At 41.9% G+C, this 25,732-nt stretch carries 20 protein-coding genes, 1 tRNA gene and 1 pseudogene; 15 read left to right on the top strand and 7 right to left on the bottom strand.

Going from position 1 to position 25,732, the window contains the following annotated elements:
- Positions 1 to 379: 379 nt before the first annotated feature.
- Positions 380 to 3,388: an ELWxxDGT repeat protein gene (locus HWQ44_RS20035; RefSeq protein ID WP_292722123.1), complete on the bottom strand. Its 3,009-nt coding sequence runs from the start codon at positions 3,386 to 3,388 to the stop codon at positions 380 to 382.
- Positions 3,389 to 4,284: 896 nt separating this feature from the next.
- The gene (locus HWQ44_RS20030) at positions 4,285 to 5,244 is read right to left on the bottom strand and encodes a protochlorophyllide reductase (RefSeq protein ID WP_292722120.1); all 960 of its coding nucleotides are present in this window, start codon (positions 5,242 to 5,244) and stop codon (positions 4,285 to 4,287) included.
- 329 nt (positions 5,245 to 5,573) lie between these two features.
- On the opposite strand from HWQ44_RS20030, the gene HWQ44_RS20025 reads away from it, so the two are divergent.
- From HWQ44_RS20025 to HWQ44_RS19995, 7 genes are all read left to right on the top strand, one after another.
- A complete protein-coding gene (locus tag HWQ44_RS20025; protein ID WP_292722117.1) occupies positions 5,574 to 6,971 on the top strand; it encodes an AAA-like domain-containing protein in 1,398 nt (465 codons plus the stop codon).
- Between the two features lie 140 nt (positions 6,972 to 7,111).
- Positions 7,112 to 8,695, top strand: coding sequence for an AAA-like domain-containing protein (locus tag HWQ44_RS20020; protein ID WP_292722114.1), 1,584 nt, complete (start codon positions 7,112 to 7,114; stop codon positions 8,693 to 8,695).
- Between the two features lie 197 nt (positions 8,696 to 8,892).
- A complete protein-coding gene (gene recQ / locus HWQ44_RS20015) occupies positions 8,893 to 11,049 on the top strand; it encodes a DNA helicase RecQ (RefSeq protein WP_292722111.1) in 2,157 nt (718 codons plus the stop codon).
- Positions 11,050 to 11,098: 49 nt separating this feature from the next.
- Positions 11,099 to 11,647, top strand: coding sequence for a hypothetical protein (locus HWQ44_RS20010; RefSeq protein WP_292722109.1), 549 nt, complete (start codon positions 11,099 to 11,101; stop codon positions 11,645 to 11,647).
- 63 nt (positions 11,648 to 11,710) lie between these two features.
- On the top strand, positions 11,711 to 12,283 hold the full coding sequence (locus HWQ44_RS20005) for a Uma2 family endonuclease (RefSeq protein ID WP_292722106.1): 573 nt from the start codon (positions 11,711 to 11,713) through the stop codon (positions 12,281 to 12,283).
- Positions 12,284 to 12,295: 12 nt separating this feature from the next.
- The gene (locus tag HWQ44_RS20000; protein ID WP_292722104.1) at positions 12,296 to 13,486 is read left to right on the top strand and encodes an MFS transporter; all 1,191 of its coding nucleotides are present in this window, start codon (positions 12,296 to 12,298) and stop codon (positions 13,484 to 13,486) included.
- Between the two features lie 198 nt (positions 13,487 to 13,684).
- The gene (locus HWQ44_RS19995; protein ID WP_292722101.1) at positions 13,685 to 13,834 is read left to right on the top strand and encodes a hypothetical protein; all 150 of its coding nucleotides are present in this window, start codon (positions 13,685 to 13,687) and stop codon (positions 13,832 to 13,834) included.
- A 411-nt stretch (positions 13,835 to 14,245) separates the two neighbouring features.
- Here HWQ44_RS19995 and HWQ44_RS19990 read toward each other — a convergent pair whose 3' ends face one another.
- Both HWQ44_RS19990 and HWQ44_RS19985 read right to left on the bottom strand, forming a co-directional pair.
- Positions 14,246 to 14,401, bottom strand: a complete 156-nt coding sequence (locus tag HWQ44_RS19990; RefSeq protein ID WP_292722098.1) for a hypothetical protein — start codon at positions 14,399 to 14,401, stop codon at positions 14,246 to 14,248.
- A gap of 322 nt (positions 14,402 to 14,723) precedes the next feature.
- Positions 14,724 to 14,969, bottom strand: coding sequence for a hypothetical protein (locus HWQ44_RS19985; protein ID WP_292722095.1), 246 nt, complete (start codon positions 14,967 to 14,969; stop codon positions 14,724 to 14,726).
- Positions 14,970 to 15,197: 228 nt separating this feature from the next.
- Between HWQ44_RS19985 and HWQ44_RS19980 the strand changes: the two genes are divergently transcribed.
- Both HWQ44_RS19980 and HWQ44_RS19975 read left to right on the top strand, forming a co-directional pair.
- A complete protein-coding gene (locus HWQ44_RS19980) occupies positions 15,198 to 17,174 on the top strand; it encodes a long-chain fatty acid--CoA ligase (protein WP_292722093.1) in 1,977 nt (658 codons plus the stop codon).
- A 42-nt stretch (positions 17,175 to 17,216) separates the two neighbouring features.
- Positions 17,217 to 17,666 carry a YlqD family protein gene (locus tag HWQ44_RS19975; RefSeq protein WP_012412623.1) on the top strand — a complete coding sequence of 150 codons (450 nt, stop codon included), beginning with the start codon at positions 17,217 to 17,219 and terminating at the stop codon, positions 17,664 to 17,666.
- A gap of 41 nt (positions 17,667 to 17,707) precedes the next feature.
- Here HWQ44_RS19975 and HWQ44_RS19970 read toward each other — a convergent pair whose 3' ends face one another.
- Complete coding sequence (locus HWQ44_RS19970) at positions 17,708 to 18,226, bottom strand: hypothetical protein (protein ID WP_292722091.1); 519 nt, start codon at positions 18,224 to 18,226, stop codon at positions 17,708 to 17,710.
- A gap of 455 nt (positions 18,227 to 18,681) precedes the next feature.
- Here HWQ44_RS19970 and HWQ44_RS19965 point away from each other — a divergent pair, with 455 nt between their 5' ends.
- Positions 18,682 to 19,983, top strand: coding sequence for a dihydrolipoamide acetyltransferase family protein (locus tag HWQ44_RS19965; RefSeq protein WP_292722089.1), 1,302 nt, complete (start codon positions 18,682 to 18,684; stop codon positions 19,981 to 19,983).
- Positions 19,984 to 20,145: 162 nt separating this feature from the next.
- The gene (locus HWQ44_RS19960) at positions 20,146 to 21,012 is read left to right on the top strand and encodes an Rpn family recombination-promoting nuclease/putative transposase (protein WP_292722086.1); all 867 of its coding nucleotides are present in this window, start codon (positions 20,146 to 20,148) and stop codon (positions 21,010 to 21,012) included.
- A gap of 146 nt (positions 21,013 to 21,158) precedes the next feature.
- Here the strand turns inward: HWQ44_RS19960 and HWQ44_RS19955 are convergent, their stop codons facing one another.
- Entirely contained in the window at positions 21,159 to 22,340 is a 1,182-nt protein-coding gene (locus HWQ44_RS19955) for an RtcB family protein (RefSeq protein ID WP_292722084.1), read from the bottom strand.
- Positions 22,341 to 22,644: 304 nt separating this feature from the next.
- Here HWQ44_RS19955 and HWQ44_RS19950 point away from each other — a divergent pair.
- The 3 genes and pseudogenes from HWQ44_RS19950 to HWQ44_RS19940 all read left to right on the top strand — a co-directional run.
- Positions 22,645 to 22,954, top strand: a pseudogene (locus HWQ44_RS19950) (methyltransferase type 11); the annotation flags it as partial.
- Positions 22,951 to 23,679 carry an HAD family phosphatase gene (locus HWQ44_RS19945; protein ID WP_292722083.1) on the top strand — a complete coding sequence of 243 codons (729 nt, stop codon included), beginning with the start codon at positions 22,951 to 22,953 and terminating at the stop codon, positions 23,677 to 23,679. The pseudogene HWQ44_RS19950 and the gene HWQ44_RS19945, both read left to right, overlap by 4 nt.
- A 93-nt stretch (positions 23,680 to 23,772) precedes the next feature.
- Positions 23,773 to 23,845, top strand: a tRNA-Ala gene (locus tag HWQ44_RS19940).
- 21 nt (positions 23,846 to 23,866) lie between these two features.
- Here the strand turns inward: HWQ44_RS19940 and HWQ44_RS19935 are convergent.
- The gene (locus tag HWQ44_RS19935) at positions 23,867 to 25,243 is read right to left on the bottom strand and encodes an FAD-dependent oxidoreductase (protein WP_292722081.1); all 1,377 of its coding nucleotides are present in this window, start codon (positions 25,241 to 25,243) and stop codon (positions 23,867 to 23,869) included.
- Positions 25,244 to 25,402: 159 nt separating this feature from the next.
- On the opposite strand from HWQ44_RS19935, the gene HWQ44_RS19930 reads away from it, so the two are divergent.
- Positions 25,403 to 25,555: a hypothetical protein gene (locus tag HWQ44_RS19930; RefSeq protein ID WP_292722079.1), complete on the top strand. Its 153-nt coding sequence runs from the start codon at positions 25,403 to 25,405 to the stop codon at positions 25,553 to 25,555.
- Positions 25,556 to 25,732 lie beyond the last annotated feature (177 nt).

Below are 25,732 nucleotides of genomic sequence, written 5' to 3'. Positions count from 1 at the left end.
TGAACTTAGTGAAGGTCTCGCTTTCAAATATTGATTATTTGCCACCTGAACCAGGCTCATCGCCAGTATGTTGATTCAGATGTACTGGCTTTCAAGTTGTTTTGCCAGCAGCTACTCCCCTTCTATGCGATCGCGATCATACATATTTTCCATGTATAAGTCAAGGAAGTAGGAATGGAGAGGTATAACTGTAGCTGTAGAGTTAAACGGCGCATACAGACCGATTCAGCACTTACTGAGGTAAAACACTCATGTGCGTTGAGTGAGCAACAGCAAAATCCAAAGTGCATCTAAATCTTAAAGTGGTTTAACATCACATCTGATTTGTATTATTATCTGTCTGTTGCTGAGTAATTTACCTTTACTGAGTTAGCTTTCGTTAGGCAATGACAGTAATATTTGCACTACTAAGCACTGCCTGATTTGAGAACTGGGCTATCTGAACTTGTGCAGCACTACCAACCCCATCTTTATCAAAGTATAGGTTCCCCGTAGTTTGATCATAGATAAAGCGATCGCCTGCGGTTGTTGCACTAGTCCCAAGTCGGAACAAGCCCGAATCAAGTGTTGTATCCTGAGATTGGCCCAGTCCAAATTCTGCCTTGGAAACGAAGATAGTATCATCTCCAACAGTAAAATCAGCGACGATATCATAGCCTCCAGTGGGGGGATAAGTTAGGGTGAAGCTATCTCGACCAGTTCCATCGGTGAGTACATCGTTCTCGGTATCACTAAACAAGGCATCATTGCCTGTACCATCATCTAATTCGTTTGTGGGAGTACTGTTCAGGTCAAGCTTAAAAAGTTCTTGCCCAGTATTTCCATTGTCAGCAAAAAAGTAGAGTTTGCCATTGATGTAAGTTAGGTTGTTCGGGTAAGAGCTACCGGTGCCAGAGAAAATATCCTGGACGCAGACAGTACCAGCCTCGCTGCCATCACTCTTCCACAGTTCATTTCCTCCACTACTGTCGGTGGCACTGAAGTACAGCGTGCCGTTGACATTGCTCAGATTTTGCAAGTTAGAGCTACCCGTGCCAGAGAAGATATCCTTAACGCGGACAGTACCAGTTTGGGTGCCATCACTCTTCCACAGTTCATTGCCCGCACTACTGTCATAAGCACTAAAGTACAGCGTGCCGTTGACATTGGTCAGATTTTGGGGGTTAGAGCTACCTATGCCAGAGAAGATATCTTTGACGCGAACAGTACCAGTTTCGGTACCATCACTCTTCCACAGTTCATTGTCTCCACTGTTGTCAGTAGCACTGAAGTACAGAATACCGTTGATATTAGTCAGATTTTGCGGGTTAGAGCTACCTGTGCCAGAGAAGATATCTTTGACGCGGACAGTACCAGTTTCGGTGCCATCACTCTGCCATAGTTCCCGGCCCCCAATACTGTCGGTGGCAACGAAGTACAGCGTGCCGTTGACATTGGTCAGAAAGTTCGGGTCAGAGCTGCCCGTGCCAGAGAAGATATCCTTGACGTAGATAGTACCAGATTCGCTGCCATCACTCTTCCACAATTCCCGACCGCCACTGCTGTCGGTGGCACTGAAGTACAAGGTGTCGTTGACATTGGTCAGATTTTGCGGGTTAGAGCTACCTGTGCCAGAGAAGATATCTTTGACGCGGACAGTACCAGTTTCGGTGCCATCACTCTGCCATAGTTCCCGGCCCCCAATACTGTCGGTGGCAACGAAGTACAGCGTGCCGTTGACATTGGTCAGAAAGTTCGGGTCAGAGCTGCCCGTGCCAGAGAAGATATCCTTGACGTAGATAGTACCAGATTCGCTGCCATCACTCTTCCACAATTCCCGACCGCCACTGCTGTCGGTGGCACTGAAGTACAAGGTGTCGTTGACATTGGTCAGATTTTGCGGGTTAGAGCTACCTGTGCCAGAAAAGATATCCTTAACGCGGACAGTACCAGCCTCAGTGCCATCACTCTTCCACAGTTCAGAGCCACTACTGCTGTCGGTGGCTCTAAAGTACAAGGTGTCGTTGACATTGGTCAGAAAATAAGGTTCAGAGGAAAGTGTAGCAGTATTAATATCTTTGACGCGGACAGTACCAGCCTCAGTGCCATCACTCTTCCACAGTTCAGAGCCACTACTGCTGTCAGTGGCTCTAAAGTACAGAGTGCCGTTGACATTGGTCAGAGAGTTCGGGTTGGAGCTATCTGTGCCAGAGAAGATATCCTTAACCCGGACAGTACCAGTTTCGGTACCATCACTCTTCCACAGTTCATTGCCCCCACTGCTGTCGGTGGCAACGAAGTACAGAGTGCCGTTGACATTAGTTAGAGAGTTCGCGTAAGAGCTACCTGTACCAGAAAAGATATCCTTAACACGGACAGTACCAGCTTCGGTGCCATCACTTTTCCACAGTTCCCGACCCCCACTGCTGTCAATGGCACTGAAGTACAGAGTGCCATCGACATTGGTCAGATTTTGCGGGTAAGAGCTACCTGTGCCAGAGAAAATATCCTGGACGCGGACAGTACCAGCTTCAGTGCCATCACTCTTCCATAGTTCATTGCCCCCACTGCTGTCAATGGCACTGAAATACAGAGTGCCGTTGATATTGGTCAGATTTTGCGGGTTAGAGCTACCTGTGCCAGAGAAGATATCTTTGACGCGGACAGTACCAGTTTCAGTGCCATCACTCTTCCACAGTTCATTGCCCCCACTGCTGTCGGTAGCAACGAAGTACAGAGTGCCGTTGACATTGGTCAGATTTTGCGGGTTAGAGCTACCCGTACCAGAGAAGATATCCTTAACCCGGACAGTACCAGCTTCGCTGCCATCACTCTTCCACAGTTCCCGACCTCCACTGCTATCGGTGGCACTGAAGTACAAGGTGCCATCGACATTGGTCAGATTTTGCGGGTTAGAGCTACCTGTGCCAGAGAAGATATCCTTAACCCGGACAGTACCAGCTTCAGTGCCATCACTCTTCCATAGTTCATTGCCCCCACTGCTGTCGGTGGCAACGAAGTACAGAGTGCCGTTGACATTGGTTAGATTTTGCGGGTTAGAACTACCTGTGCCAGAGAAGATATCCTTAACCCGGACAGTACCAGCTTCGCTGCCATCACTCTTCCACAGTTCCCGACCCCCACTGCTGTCGGTGGCAACGAAGTACAAGGTGTCGTTGACATTGGTCAGATTTTGCGGGTTAGAGCTACCCGTGCCAGAAAAGATATCCTTGACGCGAGCAGTACCAGCCTCGGTGCCATCACTCTTCCACAGTTCAGAGCCACTACTGCTGTCGATGGCAATGAAGTATAGTGTGCCGTTGATATTAGTCAGATTTTGTGGGTTAGAGGAAACTCCACCGATGTTTATATCTTTTATGAGGTTAATCGATGCTTCTTCTGCTGGCATAACCGTTTTTCCTTAAACCTTTTAGATACAGAATCACAAGCGAAATCAGGCATTGGTTGATGCTCTAAGTGCGATCGCTATTTTTCTTGCTTGCAAAGATGCGATCGCTGAATTTCCTAGCTTCGCTTTTTTCAAATTCAACAACCTCAGTAAAGATGTTGAATTTTATTAATAAAGAATTCAGGAGTCAATAGCCATAATTTAGAATCAGGTTAAGCAACTTGCGAATAAATCAAGGCGTTTAATATTCCACTATATCTTCAATTCGGTGAACTTTAATCGCGAGTCTGAATCTCCTAGTAATTGATTCTAAAATTCCTCTTCAAGTTCTTTGAAAGCCAATTAAATTTAATCTAGTAAGCACTGCAATTTAGTCAAATATCAAGAGAGTACATAGTCAGATTTTATTAAATTTGGCGGTACTTTTATGAACAAGCAGAAAGCAGCATGGTTTTCCAGCCTTTCAGTATCAACGGATTAACAGTAAAGAATCTAATAATTGGATCAAGATACCCCAATCAACCCTTAACAATCCTTAAAAAAGAGGAATTAAGAGAATCTAAACTTTCGGATACAGGATTTAAAACTTTTAAAATATTCTCTAAGATACTAAGCGCAATAGAGGAAAGTTAATGTCATCGTAATTTGGAATTATCCTATAGAATGCGCTGGCTTTTTTCCCAGTCACAATCTCTCATGTAATCTTCTCTACTTTTACTGAAGATTATGTCAGAGTTATAGCTTACACGAAGAAGCGGAAGTTAAATACAGCTATCAAGAAAGTCAGAGGTGACTTAATAATCACCTCAACCATTGTTTACCTGTACATAATGCCAATTCATTCAACAAAGTGGATCGATGAATCATGCACAAGGGTAATGCCAAGTCTTTTCTGATCACGCAAGTCCAACCAACTTTGTGCTGAGTTCCCACATGCGATCGCCTTTGTCGTCATCACGGGCTTGAGGAGAGACTTTTTGCACAAAAGATTTGCCATCTTTCTTTTGGCGATTTCCCCAACTCCAATAGACACCGGATTGATTATACTCAGGATCGGCAACCACCGTAGCTACCCGTTCTCCCGCCAACTCTTGAGACACATATCCTCCAGTGATGTACTTCTGGAATAATGGGAAGATTTTCTGAAACAGGGGATAGTGGTTTCTAAATAGCGGCGTTTCTGCAACACATCCCGGATAGAGAGAATTGAAAACGATACCGGTGGACTGGTGATAGCGCTCATGCAGTTCCCGCATCGTTAACACGTTGCAAACTTTGCTGTCCTTGTAAGCTTTGACTGGTTCAAATTTCTTGCCATCAATCATTGCGATCGGCTCTTTAAACCCTTCTGCAAAACCCTGCAAATCGCCCAAGTCGGGACGTGGCGGAATCTTCCCACCCAGTTCGTCTGGATTATGCGTAACGGTTCCTAAAATTACAAGCCTTGGCTCTAAAGATGACTTCTTCAGATCCTCTAGCATCAGGTTGCACAATAGGAAATGACCCAGATGATTGGTGGTGACAGTTAACTCGTAACCTTCTGGACTGCGTAATGGCTCCTTGATTAAGGGCATATAAATTGCAGCATTGCACACTAAGGCGTCTAAGGACTTTCCACTGGCTCGGAAGTTCTTCACAAACTGGTGAACGCTTTCCAAGGAGCCAAGGTCGATATGTATGCTGGTATAACTGTTGTAGGGGATTTCCACAGCTTGGGCAGCTTTTTGTGCCTTCGCTAAATCCCGACACGCTAGTACGACATACCATCCCTTTTCAGCAAGAGCTTTTGCAGCATACAAACCCACCCCCGAAGAGGCACCCGTAATTACAACCGTTGGCTTCTGATGTTGTTCCATTCTGTTCCGCTTCCATTGACTGTCTCTAGGATCTCATACCAGTGAGCCATCATTGTCACCAGGTTTTTCAGCGCTGTATTACCTTGAACTAACCTCGGACTCCAAGTAACAGGGACTAATTTCCAAATAAAAAGATAAATTTATACAAAGCTTACTGAAAAAATATAATTATAAGTATATTTTTGGTGTACCGATAGAGTTTAAATTTGTATCAATGCAATCTTGACTTATTCTGTTTTCAAGTATTTTTTCAGATATATTCAGATGTATATTATTACTAGGCTGAAAAGTATAAGTAAATTTCCTAGCTGTTTCACAATTTATACGCTGTGGATAAGCTTCTACAATCTGTAAAAAAAATTCTCCAAGACAAGCCTCTCGATTCAATTCAGTGGTTTGTGCTTAATCAATCGTGGTTGGGCAAAACTTATAGTGAAATGGCAGAGGGATCAGGCTACTGTAACAATTACATCAAGGAAGTTGGCTCTGAGTTGTGGCAAGACCTTTCCGTCGCACTTGGAAAAAGAGTAACGAAAAAAAATTTGCATTTAGCCTTAGAGAAACACCTGCAAGACGAGATAGATGCTCACGAAAATCAGATTCGACCAGAATTCGGGGAAGAATCTAGCTTAGAAATGCCTTCTCCAGACTTTTTTTCAGCAAGCAAGATAGAATTTCCTAGCGGCCCTGTAGCACTCGGTTCTCCTCTTTACATCAATCGCCCTCCCCTGGAAGAACTTGTTTGTAACGAGATTTTACACCCTGGTTGCTTAATCCGAATCAAAGCACCTAGAAAAATGGGAAAAAGTTCCTTGCTCAATCGGATGATTGCTTATGCTAAAGAGCAAGATTATCAAATTGTCTATTTGGACTTTCAAGAAGCTGACCAAGAAGTTTTTGCTTCCCTAGATAAATTTTTGCGTTGGTTTTGTGTGAATGTTAGCAGACAATTAAATCTTCTTCCTTGTCTAGATGATTTTTGGGATACGGAAATGGGCAGCAAGGTAAGCTGCAAAATTTATTTTGAAGCATATCTGTTGCAATACATTCATAATAGTCCTGTAGTTTTGGCTTTGAATGAAGTCCATCGAGTTTTTGAACATCCCAATATTGCCCAAGACTTTTTGCCAATGCTGCGATTTTGGCATGAACAAGCAAAGCAAGATCAGACTTGGCAAAAACTGCGGATGGTGGTGGTTCACACAACAGAAATTTATATTCCGCTCAAGCTTAACCAATCGCCTTTTAATGTAGGGATAACAATTACACTGCCACCATTTACCCTCAAGCAGGTAGAGAATTTAGCATTACTTTACGGACTAGATTGTGCAGAAGATTCAGAAGAGGCAAAACGTCTTGCACGCCTACAAGCAATGGTAGGAGGACATCCTTATCTGGTGAACCTTGCATTTTATCATCTATGTCAGGGTGAAATGACGCTGGAGATGTTATTAGAAACCGCATCTACACCAGTGGGAATTTACGGTCAGCATTTACGAGAACTGTTGACACTACTGCAAGCAGAACCAGAATTAATGTCATCTATGGAACAGGTAATTGCAACAGATGAAGAAGTGGAGTTAAACGCGATCGCTGCTTACAAGCTAGAAAGCATGGGTTTAGTTCAATTAAATGGCAATCAAGCTAGCACCATGTGTGAGTTATATCGTCTTTATTTTAGCCAACAGTTTGGAAAGCAAAATAATGCTAATGCTTATAATACTTGACCAAATCAGTTTTGATGGTTTGCATTAAGATTTAAAATCATTAATCCAAATTTGCTTACCATCAATATTATGATAATTTTCTCAACTGTTCCGATAGAAAATTTTTGATTTAGATATAGAAGGAATTTAAAATCAATTAAATGAGCAATTATCGATACCAAGTTGGTGGAACGCTTACCACTGACGCTCCTAGCTATGTTGAGCGCAGAGCAGATGTGGAACTTTATAAAGCTTTGAAACAGGGTGAATTTTGCTACATCCTAAGCTGTAGGCAAATGGGAAAATCCTCACTCATGGTAAAAACAAAGCACCGCTTGCAAGAAGAGGGCTTTAGATGTGCCACAGTTGACATGACTAATATTGGTTGTGAAAATATCACTCCAGAACAGTGGTATAAAGGAGTTGTTGGCGACCTTTGGTTGAGTTTTAAACTGTTAGGAAAAGTCAATTTAAAAACCTGGTGGCAAGAACAAAAAGATATTTCTTTAGTTCAGAAACTTAGTCGGTTTATTTCGGAAAATCTATTAGCTCAGTTTCCTAACGAAAGACTATTTATTTTTATTGATGAAATTGATAGTATTCTCAGCCTCGATTTCTCGGTTGATGACTTTTTTAACTTAATTCGGTTCTGTTATAACCAACGAGCAATTGATCCAGAGTATCATCGGATTACATTTGCAATTTTTGGTGTGGCCACACCTTCAGACTTAATTTTATATCAAAATCATACTACCCCGTTTAATCTGGGTAAAACCATACAAGTAAATGGTTTCAGCTTTGAAGAAGCTCAACCACTATCTTTAGGATTAGATATTAAAGACAATCATCCCCAGAAAGTTTTGAAAGAAGTATTAGGTTGGACAGAAGGACAACCATTTCTTACTCAAAAGCTGTGTCGGCTGCTTGTAAATTTATCTCAAGATGATATGGGTAGAAAGCTCAAAATCCCCCCTGGCACAGAAGAATTTTGGATAGAAAATGTGGTGCGATCGCACATTATCGAGAAATGGGAATCACAAGATGAACCTGAGCATCTCAGGACAATTCGCGATCGCATCCTCGGTAACGAAAAATTTGCCGCCAGATTGCTAGGATTTTATCAAAAAATCCTCCAAGGAGTGAAAGTACCAGCCGACGATAGTCGAGAACAGGTAGAACTTTTGTTGTCTGGTTTGGTAATTAAAAAACAAGGTTTTCTCCAAATAAAAAACCGAATTTATCAAGAAGTTTTCAATTTAGAATGGGTTGGAAAAAAATTAGCTTACTTACGCCCCTACTACGAAACCTTTAACGCATGGGTAGCCTCAGAGGAAAAAGATAAATCTCGCCTATTGCGTGGACAAGCCTTGATGGATGCCCAAACTTGGGCAAATGGTAAAAGCTTAAGCAACTTAGATTATCGATTTTTAGCTGCTAGTGAAGAATTAGATCGACGAGAAGTCCAGCAGGCATTAGAGGCTGAACGTGCTCAAGAAGTCGAAGCACGACTTGCAGAACAACAAAAAAGGCTAGCTCAACAAAAGAAAAATGCCACAATAGTGACACTTTTGCTCGTGGGTATGACAATCAAGTTAGTGATTTCTATAGTGTGGGGAATATCACTTTTACGAAAGATTGATGTTTTAGAATCGCAGCTAAAATGTGCCGATATTACTACACCCCTTCAATTTTCTCACTGTCCAAAGTCAAAAGCTGCTAGGGAAGTTAAGAATAATGATCATTAAAAACTTAGTTAGGAACTCAGCTTGAGATTACCTAACTTTCCGTTCATCGTTAACCACTTCTCTGACAATCTCAACAGAGCCAAAAACCTCTACTAAAGAAACGCAAGTCTGAGCAAAGCTGCCGATGAAGTGAGTTAAAATGCTGATATCTTCAATAACTACCCCCCACGTAGAACGGCCTCGAAAAAGCGATCGCTATGCTTCAGTATCCCCATCTCGAACAAGCGCTAAAATATCACTTCGGTTATGACCAATTCCGCCCCGGACAACGGCAAATTATCGAAGATGCGCTGCAAAATCGAGATTTAATGGTTGTGATGCCGACTGGCGGGGGGAAATCTTTGTGTTTTCAGCTACCAGCGTTGTTAAAAAATGGACTAACTGTGGTGGTGTCGCCGTTAATTGCTTTGATGCAAGACCAAGTAGAAGCACTGCGAAATAATAATATTAACGCCACATTTCTCAATAGCAGTTTGAATCCTTACAAAGTGCGATCGCGGGAAGAAGCTATCCTCAGTGGTAAAGTAAAATTACTCTACGTCGCCCCAGAACGCTTGCTGAGTGAGAGGTTTCTGCCGTTTCTCGATTTAGTTAAAGAAAAAATCGGGATTTCTAGCTTTGCTATTGATGAAGCGCACTGCGTTTCGGAATGGGGACACGATTTTCGCCCAGAGTATCGCCAGTTAAAATCTCTGCGAAAACGCTATCCTGATGTGCCTACCGTCGCCCTCACCGCCACAGCAACCGATCGCGTCCGTAGTGATATCATTCAACAATTAGGACTAAAGCAACCTAGCATTCATCTTGCTAGTTTTAACCGGGAAAATCTTTATTACGAAGTTCGTCCTAAAACTAAATATGCTTACGCTGAATTGTTAGAACTAATTCGAGAAACTGAAGGTTCGACAATTATTTATTCTTTAACTCGTAAAAAAGTTGATGAACTCACGTTTAAACTACAAAATGATAAGATTGGTGTTCTGCCTTATCACGCCGGATTAACTGATGAGGAACGTAGTAGTAATCAAACGCGATTTATTCGAGATGATGTCCGGGTGATGGTGGCAACAGTCGCCTTTGGGATGGGAATTAATAAACCCGATGTGCGGTTGGTAGTTCACTTTGATATGCCCAGAAATATAGAAAGTTATTATCAAGAATCGGGCAGAGCGGGTAGAGACGGAGAACCATCTCGGTGTACAATATTTTTCAGCTTTGGTGATGTTAAAACAATTGAATGGAGTATCGATCAAAAAACCGATCCTCAAGAACAGTTGATTGCCAAACAACAACTGCGGCAGATGATCGATTACGCTGAAGGTACTGATTGTCGACGAACGATTCAACTGGGTTATTTTGGTGAAAGGTTTCCTGGGAATTGCGGTAACTGTGACAATTGTCGTCATCCCAAACCGATGCAAGATTGGACAATTGAAGCCATGAAGTTTTTATCTTGTGTGGCGCGTTGCAAAGAAAGGTTTGGGATGCTACACATAATTGATGTGTTGCGAGGGGCAAAAAAAGACAAAATTATCCAGTACGAACACGATAAACTTTCTACTTACGGTATTGGTAAAGATAGAACTCTAGATGAATGGCGAATGTTGGGGCGATCGCTTTTACATCAAGGGTTAATAGAACAAACTAGCGATGGTTACTCAGTTTTAAAACTAAATGCTTTAAGTTGGCAAGTAATGCGAAAACAACGCCCAGTTTCGCTAGCTGTAACCACAGTCCAAAAGATTACCTGGGAACAGGGGAGTGAAAAAGCTGAAGAAGCTGAAATATTATTACAGAAATTGCGATCGCTACGTAAACAATTAGCTGATGAGCAATCTGTACCACCTTACGTCATTTTTCACGATTCCACTTTAAAAGTAATGGTACAGGTACAACCCCAAAACTTAGCTGAATTTGCCAAACTTTCTGGTGTAGGTAGTCACAAACTCGCTCAATATGGCGAAAAGTTCATTACAGAAATTCGCGCCTACCGCCAAGAAAAAGGTTTGCAAAATAAATCAGTTACTTCCGTATCATCTCCCAACTCAGCTTCTTATACCGAATTGCACACATTACAATTGCATCAACAAGGTTTAAATATTCCTCAAATTGCCCAAAAACGCAACCTTAGTCCGGCAACAGTTAGCAATCATCTAGAAAAACTAATTGAGAAAAATCAGCCAGTTGATTTAAATCAATTAGTAACTTTAGAACATCAACAAAAAATTTGGCAAGTTTTAGAAGTACTCGGCGATATTTCCCTCACTCCCATCAAAGAACAACTAGGTGAAAGTTACAGTTTTGATGAAATTCGTTTAGTACGGAGTAAGTGGCGGCGCGAAAATCGCAAGTGATAATTTGCTGAGGACAAATAATCCAAAACAAAAAAATTCTTTTTTTGTTATGAATGACAATCAAGAAAATAACGAGAGAAATAAATCAAAACTCTCAAATATGCCAAAATCAATACACTGCTTCAACTTTATATATTTGCTTTTTTGTGTTTCGCTTATTGCATTTGGAGTCAAGTTAATATCTGCACCAGAGAAGATTACAACTTTCTGTTGTGAGCGAACACCAAAACACATCAATTGTCAGTTGACTAATCGAGATTGGTGGGAGTCCTCTGTAAAAATCTATTCTGAATTAGATTTGTGGATGGGCGTAGAAGTTAAGGCAATTCATGATGGTGGAGAGAACCGATATTATGTCAACCCTGTTATTAAGAATGGGGAAGACTATCGCATTTCTCAACCTTCCTTCTGGCAACCATCAGCACAAAAACTTGCTGACAAAATTAATGTCTTTCTAAACGATTCTCAACAGAAAGTTCTGACGCTCACTCAAGACAATTCTAACCCACTTATATTAGGTGGTTGGTTTTGCGTTTTATTTGGTGCATTTTGTTTAAGTCTTACTATTTACTCATATATTTATTTTTTGAAAAACTAGATAAGGAAGCTAAACTTAAATCTTATGATTAAAATACAAAAGCTAGATTAAAGGAGTTAGGCAATGAGTCAGATGCTTAATACAGGAGTACGCTGGACAACTCAGGATGTGGAACTCTTCGCAGAAAATGAAGGGACGCGCTACGAGATAGTTGATGGAGAATTATTTATGACCAGGGCACCTCACTTTAAACATCAGCAAACTTGTGGCAAGATTTTTCGACAACTTGATGTTTGGTCAGAGTCTACTGGTTTAGAAGAAGCTGTAATCAATCCCGGCGTTTTGTTTTCAGAATCAGATAATGTGATTCCTGATGTAGTTTGGGCTACTAAAGAAACCTTGGCGCTAACATTGGATGAAGCGGGACATTTAACTGGCGCACCAGATTTAGTAGTCGAAGTTTTGTCTCTTAGCAACGAAGACCAAAGACGAGATAAAGAAGCAAAACTTAAACTTTATTCTACTAGAGGAGTAAAAGAATATTGGATTGTTGATTGGCGATCGCGTAAACTAGAGGTCTGTCGGCGCGAACAAAGTCAACTTAACTTGCTAGCAACCTTATTTAGTAGTGATAATATAAGTTCTCCGCTATTGCCTGGTTTTAGCTGTACTGTAAACCATTTTTTTCCTGTATAAATTTTAGATTTAATGGAAAAACAAATCTCAAGTAACGGATTAACTAAAATCCCGGTAGTGATTATGGCGATCGCAGCTGGTGTCTGTGTTGCTAACGTTTATTATAATCAGCCAATCCTCAAAGATATTGCATCATCTTTTGGAGTCAGTGAAGGCGAAGCAGGTAGCATCTCTGTGCTGACGCAAGTTGGTTACGGTTTGGGGCTTTTCTTTTTAATCCCCTTGGGCGATAAAATCAACAAGAAAAAATTAATTCTTTGCTTAATGATATGTTTATTTTTCTTGTTGATATTCATGACGTTTTCACAAAACATCATCCAAGTTTGGATATTGAGCGTCGCAATTGGAATTGCGACAGTCTCGGCTCAGGTTATTCTTCCCTTAGCAGCAAGTATAGATAGAGTAACTACAGGCAAAACTGTAGGCAATATTTTTACTGGTTTATTGATTGGGATTTTAGGAGCAAGGGTTTTTAGTGGCTATATTGCTGAATGGTTAAGTTGGCGTTATGTATATGGGTTTTCGGCAGTAATCATTTTAATTGTTCTTGTCTTACTAAATATATATTTGCCTAATATAGAAAACGAATTTAATGGTTATTATTTGGAATTATTAAGCTCAACACTTCAACAATTAAAACGTTTTTCATTATTAAGAGAAGCGTCTTTAATTGGCGGGTTATTGTTTGGTGTCTTTTGCTCATTTTGGACAACGCTAACTTTCCATTTAAGTGGAGCGCCTTTTAATTTTCAATCTGACACAATTGGGATGTATGGCTTTGTGGCGATCGCAGGTGCATTGATGGCACCAGTTTTTGGTAAACTAGCCGATCGAGGTAACTCCCAACGTTCCTTGACTATTGCTGTATCGATGGTGATTGTAAGTTTAGTAATTGCTAAAATTGCTTCTAATTCTGCACTAGCGATCGCTATTGCTGTATTGTTACTAGATGTAGGTGTACAGGCAATCCAAGTTACCAATGTCGCCAGGATATACACTCTTGATGCTAAATCGAATAGTCGCATCAATACAGTTTACATGACTACCTATTTTATCGGCGGTTCTGTAGGTACTAGCATTGGTCTATTATGCTGGAATCTTGGTGGCTGGAATTTGGTGACTTGGCAAATGTTAGTTTTTACTTTACTTGCATTTTTTATTATCGTCAAACCTAAAAAAAGTACAGCAATAACAAATAAATAATAAATAATCAAACTCTCGTTTTGGATTAAAACAATAACAGGTAGAAGGTCACAGTTAGCAGACTCATTCTTTTCCCAAAACAACAGATGTATAACTTATTGTCAAATATTGCCTTGCACCAATAACTAAATTTTCTCCTCATCAAGGCGATATCTATAGATAATCAGCTTACATTAAGAAAAACTGGGGATTTCAGAGTTGGAATCTTGTGATGTTACAGCAGACGTAGAAGATGGAGTGTTTTGGCTTTTACGAGACAAAACTACAGATAGCAGCTTAGGTAGTGCTAGGCAGGCAACAGTATTTAACAGCGTCAGCAATATACCATCTATCAAACTCATGTATTAATCTTCTCCGTTTGAAAATTGGTGTTGATTATATTTTTAGTTTGAAGCAAAATTAGTACAATTGCTTAAGAACAGAATTTAGATTTCTTTTATTAAATATAAGCTAAATAAATATATTAAGAATTGAAACTTCAAGATCCCCGACTTCTCAAAGAAGTCGGGGATCTTGTTTCTCACGAATGATTATATTTGATCAGGCGTAAGCCCTCTAGTCGGGCAGCTTCAGGATAAAGAGCTTTATAAATATTGCAATAACTATTATAGGACTCATATTTGATTTTTGAACAAAACTCAGTACACCTTTATTCCTTCTTCCCAGAGTCCCCAGTCCCTTACCTCTACGAGTGATTCAGAAATCAAAGACGCTCGATGACTCGCTACCGCTTCGCTATCGGATTGCTATAGTAGTCCATTAAGCTAACTTTGCCTGGTACGTAGTAGGCGCTTCAGTGCTTAACACAAAGACTAAAGTCCAGACTACAAACTGATTTACCCAGCCTACTAGAAGTTTCTCAATAAACTGACCAACCTCTTGCTGCTTGGGCATTACAAGCTGATTGACTGTCATGCAGTAGATATCACAATTGTTATATTAGTTATATCAATAGCTTTACTTCAATTGGTAATTATACTGAGTCAGCTAGAAAATTACTTGAATCAAAGTAAGTAAGCAAGAATCAATTAAACTATATTACGCAATGTAAATTTAATTAAATTTTCTCGTCGTGGTTTATCAAGTTTGATTTACTAAGTTCGTAGTTGGCGCTGTCTTTGCTAAAGCGCCAACTACGAACTATAGAACAACATAAGAGATTTGACGAAATTAGAAAGAGTTAATTCAATGGCTGGTCGTCGGCAGCATTGAGTAATTCTTACTGACAAATAGTTCATCAATTCGGAGAACACTTAACACAGAAATCAGGACTGAATTTACAGTATTGGCTATTTGTCAATGAGTAAGCTGTACAATAAGGGAAACTGGTAAGTTCGACTCTGGCTGTTTGTAATTTGGAACCATTCGATAACGCTTCAGTAAGTTTGGTTTTATCAGCCAGAATGATAGCTAAAAGCTTAGGTAACGCTATGCAAGCAGCAATATTAAGCAGCGTTAGCACTATAGTGTCTACAAAATTCATAGGTAATCATCTCCTGTGAAAAATAGGCGATCGCTGTTCTTAGATGCAAACACAATCATTGCTTGCACTCTATGTAAAATAACTTTAACATAAATTTTTGTAAATATAAACGTGGAATTCCTGGAATTATCATACACAGAAGGGAATGTGGATAATAAGGATGGTTATTGTAGCGGAATAACAAAATAAGCTGGAAAATAATCAGTTTAAAATCTTTAGGTAAGGTTTATGTCAAAAACCCAAACCGCATCTTCTTTTTTATCTAACATTAGTGAGCGAGAACGCCAAGCGTTAAAGCGATTGGTAGATTACACAAATGTGGAATCACTGCCAGAAATTTGGCCTTTGGCAGCTCAAAAATTTGGCGATGTTGTCGCCCTCCGCAACCCTAACGCTAAACCAGAAGTAGTGATTACTTATACCCAGCTAGCAGAGCAAGTACAACTATTTGCTGCTGGGTTGCAGGCCTTGGGAGTAAAGGTAGGCGATCGCATTTCCCTAATTGCTGACAACAGTCCTCGCTGGTTTATTGCCGATCAAGGCATAATGACAGCTGGAGCAGTTGATGCCGTGCGTAGCGCCCAAGCCGATAAAGAAGAACTGCTGTTTATCATCGCTAATAGCGGCAGTACAGCGATCGTAGTTGAAGATTTAAAAACACTTAAAAAGCTCCAAGACCGCCTCAAAGATTTACCAATTCAGGTAGTCATCTTACTTTCCGATGAAGCACCACCGACAGACGAAACCCTAAAGGTGCTGAACTTTACACAGTTGAGCGAAATTGGGAGAAATCATCATTTTGTGCCAGTCAAGCAAAATCGTGACGCTCTGGCAACCCTAATTTATACCTCTGGCACCACAGGTAAACCCAAGGGTGTAATGCTGTCTTATAACAACTTGATGCACCAAGTAACAACATTTGGGACGGTATTGCAACCAAACGTGGGCGATATGGTTCTCAGTATCCTACCTTCTTGGCACAGCTACGAACGAACTGTTGAATATTACCTACTATCTCAAGGTTGCACGCAAGTTTATACTAATTTGCGCTCTGTGAAAGGGGATTTGAGAAAATTTAAACCGAACTACATGGTAGGTGTACCGCGCCTATGGGAATCGATTTATGAAGGAGTGCAAAAGCAGTTCCGCGAACAACCAGCGAATAAGCAACGCCTAGTTAACTTTTTATTGGGTATTAGCGAAAAATATATCAAAGCGCAGCGAACCGCTCAGGGATTGGATTTAAATAATCTTCATGCTTCAGCCGTCGAACGATTAGCAGCTAAGATCCAAGCATCAGCTTTACTACCCCTCCATGCCTTGGGAGAACGACTGGTTTATGCCAAAGTTCGGGAAGCCACAGGGGGACAAGTTAAGCAGATGATTAGCGGCGGCGGTGCGCTTCCCAGGCACATAGATAACTTCTTTGAAATTATTGGTGTGCAGATTTTGCAAGGTTATGGTTTGACAGAAACTTCTCCTGTTACCCATGTACGGCGTCCTTGGCGAAATTTAATTGGTGCATCAGGGCTACCACTCCCGGCGACAGAAGCTAAAATCGTAGATCCTGAGACAAAAGCGCCTTTACCAATAGAGAAGCGAGGCTTAGTATTGTTGAGAGGCCCGCAGATTATGCAAGGCTATTATCAAAATCCCGAAGCGACAGCGAAAGCAATTGACGCCCAAGGTTGGTTTGATAGCGGCGATTTGGGTTGGCTGACACCACAAGACGATTTGGTGCTGACTGGCAGGGCAAAGGATACGATTGTATTAACTAATGGGGAAAACATCGAGCCACAGCCGATCGAAGATGCGTGTTTGCGATCGCCATACATCGATCAAATTATGCTCGTCGGCCAAGATCAGCGCAGTCTGGGAGCCTTAATTGTCCCCAATGTCGAAGCCTTAGAAAAATGGGCAGCAAGTCAGAATCTAACGCTGGATACGCCCAACGATCAGGTTACTTCCTCAAATAGTCAAAAAATTGACTTGGAGAGTAGAATGATCCAGGATTTATTTCGCCAAGAATTAAATCGGGAAGTGCAAAATCGTCCAGGTTATCGACCGGATGACCGCATCGGAACGTTTAAACTCATCCTGGAACCGTTTTCGATAGAAAATGGTTTGATGACCCAAACACTGAAAGTTCGACGACACGTCGTCACGGAACGCTATCGCGATATTATTGACGGCATGTTTGCCTGATCATTCCACCTGCTAACTGTAAAGAGTGAACGTGAAATATTTATGGATGTCTCCAAATCTAATTTGCTCCTGAAACGCGTCGTTAACGTCAAAGTCATCGTTACTCCCCTCTGGAAAGAGGAAGTACAACAGCAACTGCAAACGCAGATCAATCAACTTGATCAGCAACTGCAACAGCTAGACGTTGAAGGGCAAAGAGCGATCGCGGCAATTCAAAAGCAGAGTTTGCAACCACCTGGGCCCCAGACTCTCCAACAAATTGACAATATCCAACTCCAAGTCAATCAAAAGAAAAGTGAATTTTTAGAGCAGAAAAATCAGTTGCTGCAAAACCTTCAGCAAGTGCAGTTTCTCCAACAGGATCAGGAAGTCAACCAATTCCAAATGGAAGGCTTTTTCCGGGTAGAAATCGGTGATAACCTAATTAGCAAAATGCAAGTCGAAATCGTTCTGCGCGATGGCGTTGTAGAAGAAATTCGCGGCGACATTTAAATTTGTCATTTGTCATTTGTTTTGCGATCAATAACTAATGACTAATGACAGATGCGATTTAACTTTAGATTTGGGCGGCTTCCAGCCCAACATTCCACCTGGGAGCCAGCCCAAACAATTTGCCACACTGGAGGAGAGCTAATAAAAAGCGATCGCCCAAAGGTGGTCATCTCAACTCGATATTTAATACCAACTGAATCATCACCCGGCTTGATTTGCGTAATCGTCACAAAGGCTTGATTCCGTTGCGGATAATCTACCTCTACTTTTCGCGTTCCTCCCACTACTATGTCCTCAAAGGCATTCAGAGCGAGAGTAGCAGGATCACTACCTTGGAGAGATGAGTTGATTTTTTCTAGAGGTATAGTTTTATAATCGGAACGCTCTGGGTATGCCGCAATTTCTTGAGACTGATGTATTGCTGTCACCTGCTGGGTTTGACCATCACTAGTCTCAACAATGGGTGGAGATGGTTGGCGCTGGATAATATAAATTCCAGCGCCAGCAGTGGCAAAGATACCTAGTATCACAATCAAAAAGAATTTTAATTTTGCCGACATAAAAGTAAACAGGAATTTCAAATAGGTTTATTACCAATTTTGAATTCTAGATTGAACTGTATCCCATATCCTCTAGCTGTGAGAAGCTCTTGTATTTCAAGCAGTAGTTATGAGGAATATAAATAGCAATTCCATTTTATCTGTGGGAAACTCGTAGTGGTTTTTGCAAGTCAACGACTAAAACAAGATCGAGATATTGGCTAACCATTGAGGATAGTTCTGTATTATAGACCTCTAAGCCATATTTAGGTTCCTAAAGTATTGGTCATTTGTCATTAGTGAATAAGCAATGCCCAATGCCCCATGCCCAATGCCCCATGCCCAATGCCCCATGCCCAATCCCCAATCCCCAACTTAAAATATAAAATCTCCAGTCCAAAACTCTCCCGCCAAGATACAATTCGATCTGACAAAAGCTGTTAAAGTCCATAAACCATTGATTCCCAAACCACCCTATGAGCATTCACGAAGTATTTATGCCGGCTCTGAGTTCTACCATGACCGAAGGCAAAATCGTCTCCTGGGTGAAATCGCCAGGTGACAAAGTGGAAAAAGGCGAAACAGTGGTGGTTGTAGAGTCAGATAAGGCAGATATGGATGTAGAAACCTTTTATGAGGGATTTCTTGCCCATATCATAGTTGAAGCTGGTGAAACTGCCCTGGTAGGATCTGCGATCGCCTTCATCGCCGAAACGGAAGCTGAAATTGAACAGGCGAAATCTCTTGCCAATTCCGGCGGCGCGGCTGCTACTCCTACCTCTTCCCCAGAACCAGTTGCTGCCACAGCTTCAGCCGCAACACCTGCCTTAGCGTCTCAAAACGGGTCTAACCACAAAGAAGGAAGGCTTGTAGTTTCACCCCGGGCCCGCAAGCTAGCCAAAGAACTCAAAGTTGATTTAACTACACTCCAAGGCAGTGGCCCCCACGGTCGCATTGTCGCCGAAGATGTAGAAGCATTGTCCAATAAGGGCAAGCAACCTGCACCTGCCCCAGCAGCCCCAGTAGCACCCGTACCAACCAGCGCCCCAGTTGCCCCCGCAGCACCTCGGACACCAGCAGCCACACCAGTGGCGGTGGCTGTTCCTGGTCAAATCGTGCCTCTAACTACCTTCCAAAATGCCGTAGTGCGGAACATGGTAGCCACCATATCCGTGCCCGTCTTCCGTGTCGGTTATACAATTACCACCGATGGATTAGACAAACTTTATAAACAAATTAAATCCAAAGGCGTGACAATGACAGCGCTACTGGCTAAAGCTGTAGCAGTGACATTGCAAAAACACCCACTTTTAAATGCTAGTTACTCAGACCAGGGTATTGTTTATCATTCTGATATCAACATTTCCGTAGCAGTAGCAATGGATGATGGCGGATTGATTACACCTGTGCTGCAAAATGCAGATGCAGTGGATATATATTCTCTATCGCGGACTTGGAAGTCTTTGGTAGAACGTGCCAGGGCAAAACAACTACAGCCCCAAGAATACAACAGTGGTACCTTTACCCTGTCTAATTTGGGGATGTTTGGCGTAGATAAATTTGATGCGATTTTACCGCCTGGACAAGGTTCAATTTTAGCGATCGGGGCATCTCGTCCGCAAGTGGTAGCAACACCCGACGGTTTATTTGGCGTGCGCCAACAAATGCAAGTCAATATTACTTCTGACCACCGGATTATTTACGGTGCCCATGCTGCGGCGTTCCTACAAGATTTAGCAAAATTGATTGAGACAAATCCTCAATCTTTGACACTGTAGTTTTGAAAAAACACCAAATTTAAATGTTAGCGCTATCAGCGAACATTACTTTTTCGTAAAGTAGCGTTAACAACAAACAATACTTAAACTTAAATTTTTGATAGACAAACTATGTAGCGATATCACGTCTCTACATGGGTTTATCTCCAAACTAATATTAAAGTGACATACGACAACACTCTTAAATATCTGGTTGAGCAGTATCCAGAAGATTTTATCCGCTACTTACTTGCATCTGAGGCAACGGATATCCAGATTCTCAAAACAGAATTAAATCAAGAGCCAATTCGTGCCGACTCAGTAACCTTTTTGCAAACTGCTAATCAAATACTGCATTTAGAGTTTCAAACTTTACCAGCATCGACTCCACCCTTGCCACTACGGATGTTGGATTATTGGGTGCGACTATATCGACAATATAATTGCGATATCGAACAGGTAGTAATTTTTCTTAAACCCACAACTTCAGAAGCTGTCTTTGTAGATCAATTTACTGCCCGCAATACTACCCACCGTTACCGCATCATCCGAATTTGGGAACAAGATCCAGAACCTTTATTGTTATTTCCTGGTTTATTACCTCTAGCAACTTTGGCGCGAACAGATTCTCCTCAAAGCTTACTTCAACAGGTAGCAGTTCAGGTGAGTATGATTGAAGAAGAAGCCACGAAGCAGAGTATATCGGTATGTACCCAACTTCTAGCTGGGTTGGTATTCGAGCCAGAACTAATTCGTCAGTTTTTGAGGAGAGAAGATATGAGAGAATCTGCCATTTATCAAGAAATTCTTGAAGAAGGACTGCAAGAAGGTAGACAACGAGGCATTGAACAAGGCATTGAACAAGGAAGACAATCAGAACTAAGGCTAGTGATACGTCTATTAACTCGTCGCCTTGGTTCAATTAATTCTCAGTTACAATCTCGGTTGCAAGAGTTGTCCTTGGCTCAGTTAGAGGACTTGGGTGAAGTATTACTAGATTTTGTCAGTGAGGCTGATCTGATGAATTGGCTAAATACAATAGAAAATTAGGTTCCATTCTCCACTTTCTATCATTTTCGCTAGTGCTAGCAGATGGCCCTATTTGTTCAGTCGATTCACTTAAAACAATTATTTATTCTTCAGCGTACCTCTGCGTTGAAAAAATAAAACAGGTGGGCATTACCCACCCTGAAAATTTATCCCTTAACACAAAGAACTTGCTTGAGTGTTGCTATAACTTCAACCAAATCCGCTTGGTTTTCCATAACTTGCTCTATCGGCTTATAAGCACCAGGAATCTCATCTAACACACCTTCATCTTTGCGGCATTCTACACCATTTGTTTGCTCAATCAAATCATCAAGTGTGTAGACGTTTTTTGCCTTATTTCTTGACATCAAACGTCCTGCACCGTGGGAACAAGAACAAAAGCTGTGGGCATTACCTTTACCCTTAACGATGAAAGACTTTGCTCCCATCGAACCAGGAATAATCCCATAATCTTCAGTTTGGGCGCGGACTGCACCTTTACGAGTAACGTATACATCCTCGTCAAAATGCACTTCTTTTTCGGCGTAATTGTGATGACAATTAACCTGCAATAAAGGTTTAGTTGCCTTCCCACCGACTAAATGCTTCTCAACTATATGCTTAAAACGTGCCATCATCACATCGCGGTTAACACGCGCATAGTTCTGTGACCATTGCAAATCGTGCCAATATGCCTGGAATTCTGGCGTACCAGCGACAAAGTGAGCCAAATCCGGGTCAGGCAATTTATTACCTGCCATCTTTGCTAATTCTCTGGCTGTGTGAATATGACACTGGGCAAGTTTATTGCCGATGTTACGCGAACCAGAATGCAGCATCAACCAAACTTGATTCTCTGTATCGAGGCACACTTCAATAAAGTGATTTCCTCCACCGAGAGAACCCATCTGTTTCATTGCTTTACCTTGTAGGTCTTGCACACCGCGATGCAAGTCTTTAAAATCATCCCAGTGTTGCCAGTTGCTGACAGATTTTTCAACGTCTTTATTTTCGTTGAATCCAGTAGGAATTGCTGCTTCAATATCCAAACGGATTTTCTTGAGTTTACCTTCTAGTTGTTCAGCGGTAAATACTGTTTTGATAGCACTCATACCACAACCAATATCCACACCAACAGCAGCTGGCATAATTGCCTCTTTGGTTGCAATGACAGAACCCACTAAAGCACCTTTTCCTAAATGGACATCTGGCATTAATGCCACGTGCTTAAATACAAATGGTAATAATGCCACATTCTTGGCCATCTTGGTTTCTTCTGGCCCCAAAGAGTGATTTGCCCAAGATAAGACGGGTGCTGGTGTGGTAATTTCTAATTTTTCGTAGGGCATAATAGTTTCTATTTTGGATTTTAAATTTTAGAGTTTGGATTGGGTCTTGGGCACTGTTAATTATCGGTGTGACTTATAATCCATTACCTATTTAGTTGTAGCAATTTAAATATTGTATTGTCTTTCATTTGCCTAGTTCAGTTTTCGTGTAGCTGAAGAACTACTTTTAGGGGGTAATATATTTGTAATACAAATGTAACAAAAAGAATTACAAACGTCAAGCCACTCACTCCAAAGAAAGCAGATACTTCTCATATGTATTAAAATTTGTAAAGAAAATTACTTTGTTTAAATAGCTCCTTGGCAAGTATTAATATTTAGATGGGGATCAGAAGACTCTGCGTCACTTAGAATGGCTTAATGATATTTTTGAGGAGCCATATATTTGTGAGTATGCTGCTGGTAGTATAGATGCGAATATGGGTTCAGCCGGATTTGAAGCTGTGCGATGTCTACGACGGGCTACGCCTACGCAGGATGTATGGTGGATAAATGAGGTAACTAGCGGCGCTAAACCGATCGCAACCGAAAATGTTCGGCGGTATGCTCCCACATCAATAGATAATAATGATTTGGAGGGACTTGATTCTCCAGCGTTTGGCATAATGGCATGAGTTTAAAGGCAGTTCTCTTTGATTTTAATGGTGTGATCATTAACGATGAGCCAATCCACCTACAACTAATAGATGAGATTCTCATTGAAGAAAATCTCCAACCCCAAAAAGTAAGTGAGCGTCAAGCTTCTTTGGGACGTAGCGATCGCGCTTGTTTTGGGCAACTACTCGCTAATCGTGGTAGAATAGCTAACGAAAGCTATTTAACTCAGTTGTTGTACCGCAAAGCTCAAGCTTATACGGTGGAACTAAAAAAAATCGAGAAACTGCCTTTATATCCAGGTGTAGCAGACTTAATATTTCAGGTGCGATCGCGAAATCTGAAACTAGGATTAGTCAGTGGTGCTGTTCGCCAAGAAATAGAATTGGTACTCCACCGCGCTAAACTAGCTGAACATTTTAAAATTATCGTCGCGGGTGATGACATCAACACCAGTAAACCAGAACCTGATGGTTATCTACTGGCAGTGAAACACCTGAATAAAGAATATCCTGACTTGAATCTTCAACCACACGAGTGTTTGGCAATTGAAGATACTCCAGCTGGTATAGCAGCAGCGAAGCGATCGCAAATGCAAGTTGTTGGGGTAGCGAATACTTACCCATTCCACATGCTCCAGCGCTGCTGTAACTGGACTGTTGATTATCTCAGTGATTTGGAACTCGAACGCGTACAAAAGGTTTATTCTCAAAAACAGCCTCAGCCATCGGCAACTGAATGCTAGAATAGTCTACGGTGATGCTAAAAGAGTATTGATCTGAAAGAGTGATATTTCTTATAACTCAGCACTCAGGACTCATAATTCAGCACTGATTAAGGGGAATTAGCTCAGTTGGTAGAGTGCTGCGATCGCACCGCAGAGGCCATCGGTTCGAATCCGTTATTCTCCATTGTGCATCAATAAAACCTCTTCACATATTTGGACAACCTGGCATATTATCTCCAAGCAGCAACCTTGCTAGGCTAGGTAATGCTTCACCATAGGTGGGATGGATATGAACCGATTGCTCTAATAACTGCCAAGTTGCTCCTGCTTCCATCAGATCCAGAAAAACATGCACTAGTTCAGCTGTTTCATACCCCACCAGGGTGGCTCCCAAGATTTTGTCTGTGTCACTATCGATTACCATGCGGTAAAACCCCAAGTCATGTCCCCACTCGATCGCACGAGCAATTTGGCTCATGGGTAATGTAACAGCACGGGCGTTGATGCCGTGCTTGTGAGCCGCTTCTAACGTCATCCCCACTCGCCCAACCTGAGGTTCTGTGTAGATAGCATAGCCAAGGACGCGATCGCTCCGCGTCCGGTTTTCTCCACACAAAATTGCTTTTAAGCGGCGATAGTCTTCCCACGACACATGCGTAAAGGCAGGCTGTTTGGCAGCATCTCCGATCGCATAGACTCCAGAACAGGTCGTGTGGAACTGGTCGTTAATTTTGATAAATCCCTTATCATCTAGCTCAATTCCACTCTTAGCTGTATTCAATGCACCTGTATTTGGTTTGCGTCCAATCACAACCAGCAACGCCTCTCCCTGGAGTTGCTCACCACTGCTTAATGTCAACCTAAAGACATCATTCTCGTGTGCTACCTGATTTACATTCACCCCGAAGTGAAGCTTAATCCCATCTTGCTGTAATGCTTCTGCTAAGACCTTGCTAACATCAGCCTCTTCTCGATCGAGGACGCGATCGCCCCGCACAATTAAGTGGGTCTGACTGCCCAAACGCGCCAGTCCTTGCCCCAGTTCCAATCCAATATAGCCAGCTCCAATTACCAGTAACCGTGGTGGTAATGCTTTTAAGTCAAAGAAGTTGCGGTTGGTCAGGTAGGGAGTCCCTGCAAGACCCGGAATATCAGGAATCAGCGATGAAGTGCCAGTGTTAACGATAACCATTGGAGCCTGAACAGTGACATCACCCCCTCTGACGGTACGTTCACCAACAAAGGAAGCTTCAGCGCAAACGATTTTGACGCCTGCATCATCTAATCGCTTGTGAATACCCTGGTTAAAGCTGTTCCGAATTCCCTGCACTCGCTCCATGACGGCGGGAAAATCAACCTCAACTTCCGTATGGATGCCTAATTTCTTTGCCTGACGGGCACGCCCCGCGGCATGAGCTGCTGCCAAAAATGCTTTGGAAGGAGTGCAACCATAATTGATGCAACTGCCGCCTAAAGCATCCCGCTCAAACAAGACCACCTTGCGACCCGATGAAGCAAAATCAGCTGCCAGTGGAATGCCTCCTTGACCGCTCCCAATCACAATGATGTCTGCTGTTTCCATCAGTGCTGGACTCCTTGAGGATAGTTTGCTTTCATAACATTTTCAGACTCCAGGTTAAAGATTTTTCACGCACTATTGTATATTTGATTCTTTGGGGATAATTTATTTCTTGGAAGTCTCATAAAAGCAACCTGTAGCAATGTCTGCGACGGGCAACTCTTGGAGAGGCTACGCCAACGCCTACGCATCCAGCCGTTTCCCGAAACTGCTACTCCAGTTTATGATAAATCAAGTGTCAGACAAGTAGTTATTTCAGCTTTGGGAGGACGTTCCTCAACACTTGAACCAGTGTATCCACCATACAAAGCCTAAAAAAATAGGGGTTAAAAACTGCCAAAATTTATATTGCCAAAGAATTCTAGCAGTTTAAAGGATGACTCCCAGTCAAACAGATTGTATCCTGGAACGGTTCAAATTTGACAGCCACTCCTCACGGGAGCATGTCAACTTTGCTAGAACACATGAACTATTGAATAGTGGCAGAATCAA

This window comes from Nostoc sp. JL34, assembly GCF_017114945.1.
GTDB lineage: Bacteria > Cyanobacteriota > Cyanobacteriia > Cyanobacteriales > Nostocaceae > Nostoc.
This window is presented reverse-complemented; position numbering and strand designations above follow the sequence as displayed.

What these genes read in the sequence shown, in the direction of transcription:
- HWQ44_RS20035 (WP_292722123.1), bottom strand. Translation starts at nt 3,388, where the DNA reads ATGCCAGCAGAAGAAGCATCGATTAACCTCATAAAAGATATAAACATC.
- HWQ44_RS20030 (WP_292722120.1), bottom strand. Translation starts at nt 5,244, where the DNA reads ATGGAACAACATCAGAAGCCAACGGTTGTAATTACGGGTGCCTCTTCG.
- HWQ44_RS20020 (WP_292722114.1), top strand. Translation starts at nt 7,112, where the DNA reads ATGAGCAATTATCGATACCAAGTTGGTGGAACGCTTACCACTGACGCT.
- recQ (WP_292722111.1), top strand. Translation starts at nt 8,893, where the DNA reads ATGCTTCAGTATCCCCATCTCGAACAAGCGCTAAAATATCACTTCGGT.
- HWQ44_RS20010 (WP_292722109.1), top strand. Translation starts at nt 11,099, where the DNA reads ATGAATGACAATCAAGAAAATAACGAGAGAAATAAATCAAAACTCTCA.
- HWQ44_RS20005 (WP_292722106.1), top strand. Translation starts at nt 11,711, where the DNA reads ATGAGTCAGATGCTTAATACAGGAGTACGCTGGACAACTCAGGATGTG.
- HWQ44_RS20000 (WP_292722104.1), top strand. Translation starts at nt 12,296, where the DNA reads ATGGAAAAACAAATCTCAAGTAACGGATTAACTAAAATCCCGGTAGTG.
- HWQ44_RS19990 (WP_292722098.1), bottom strand. Translation starts at nt 14,401, where the DNA reads ATGACAGTCAATCAGCTTGTAATGCCCAAGCAGCAAGAGGTTGGTCAG.
- HWQ44_RS19985 (WP_292722095.1), bottom strand. Translation starts at nt 14,969, where the DNA reads ATGAATTTTGTAGACACTATAGTGCTAACGCTGCTTAATATTGCTGCT.
- HWQ44_RS19980 (WP_292722093.1), top strand. Translation starts at nt 15,198, where the DNA reads ATGTCAAAAACCCAAACCGCATCTTCTTTTTTATCTAACATTAGTGAG.
- HWQ44_RS19975 (WP_012412623.1), top strand. Translation starts at nt 17,217, where the DNA reads ATGGATGTCTCCAAATCTAATTTGCTCCTGAAACGCGTCGTTAACGTC.
- HWQ44_RS19970 (WP_292722091.1), bottom strand. Translation starts at nt 18,226, where the DNA reads ATGTCGGCAAAATTAAAATTCTTTTTGATTGTGATACTAGGTATCTTT.
- HWQ44_RS19965 (WP_292722089.1), top strand. Translation starts at nt 18,682, where the DNA reads ATGAGCATTCACGAAGTATTTATGCCGGCTCTGAGTTCTACCATGACC.
- HWQ44_RS19955 (WP_292722084.1), bottom strand. Translation starts at nt 22,340, where the DNA reads ATGCCCTACGAAAAATTAGAAATTACCACACCAGCACCCGTCTTATCT.
- HWQ44_RS19945 (WP_292722083.1), top strand. Translation starts at nt 22,951, where the DNA reads ATGAGTTTAAAGGCAGTTCTCTTTGATTTTAATGGTGTGATCATTAAC.
- HWQ44_RS19935 (WP_292722081.1), bottom strand. Translation starts at nt 25,243, where the DNA reads ATGGAAACAGCAGACATCATTGTGATTGGGAGCGGTCAAGGAGGCATT.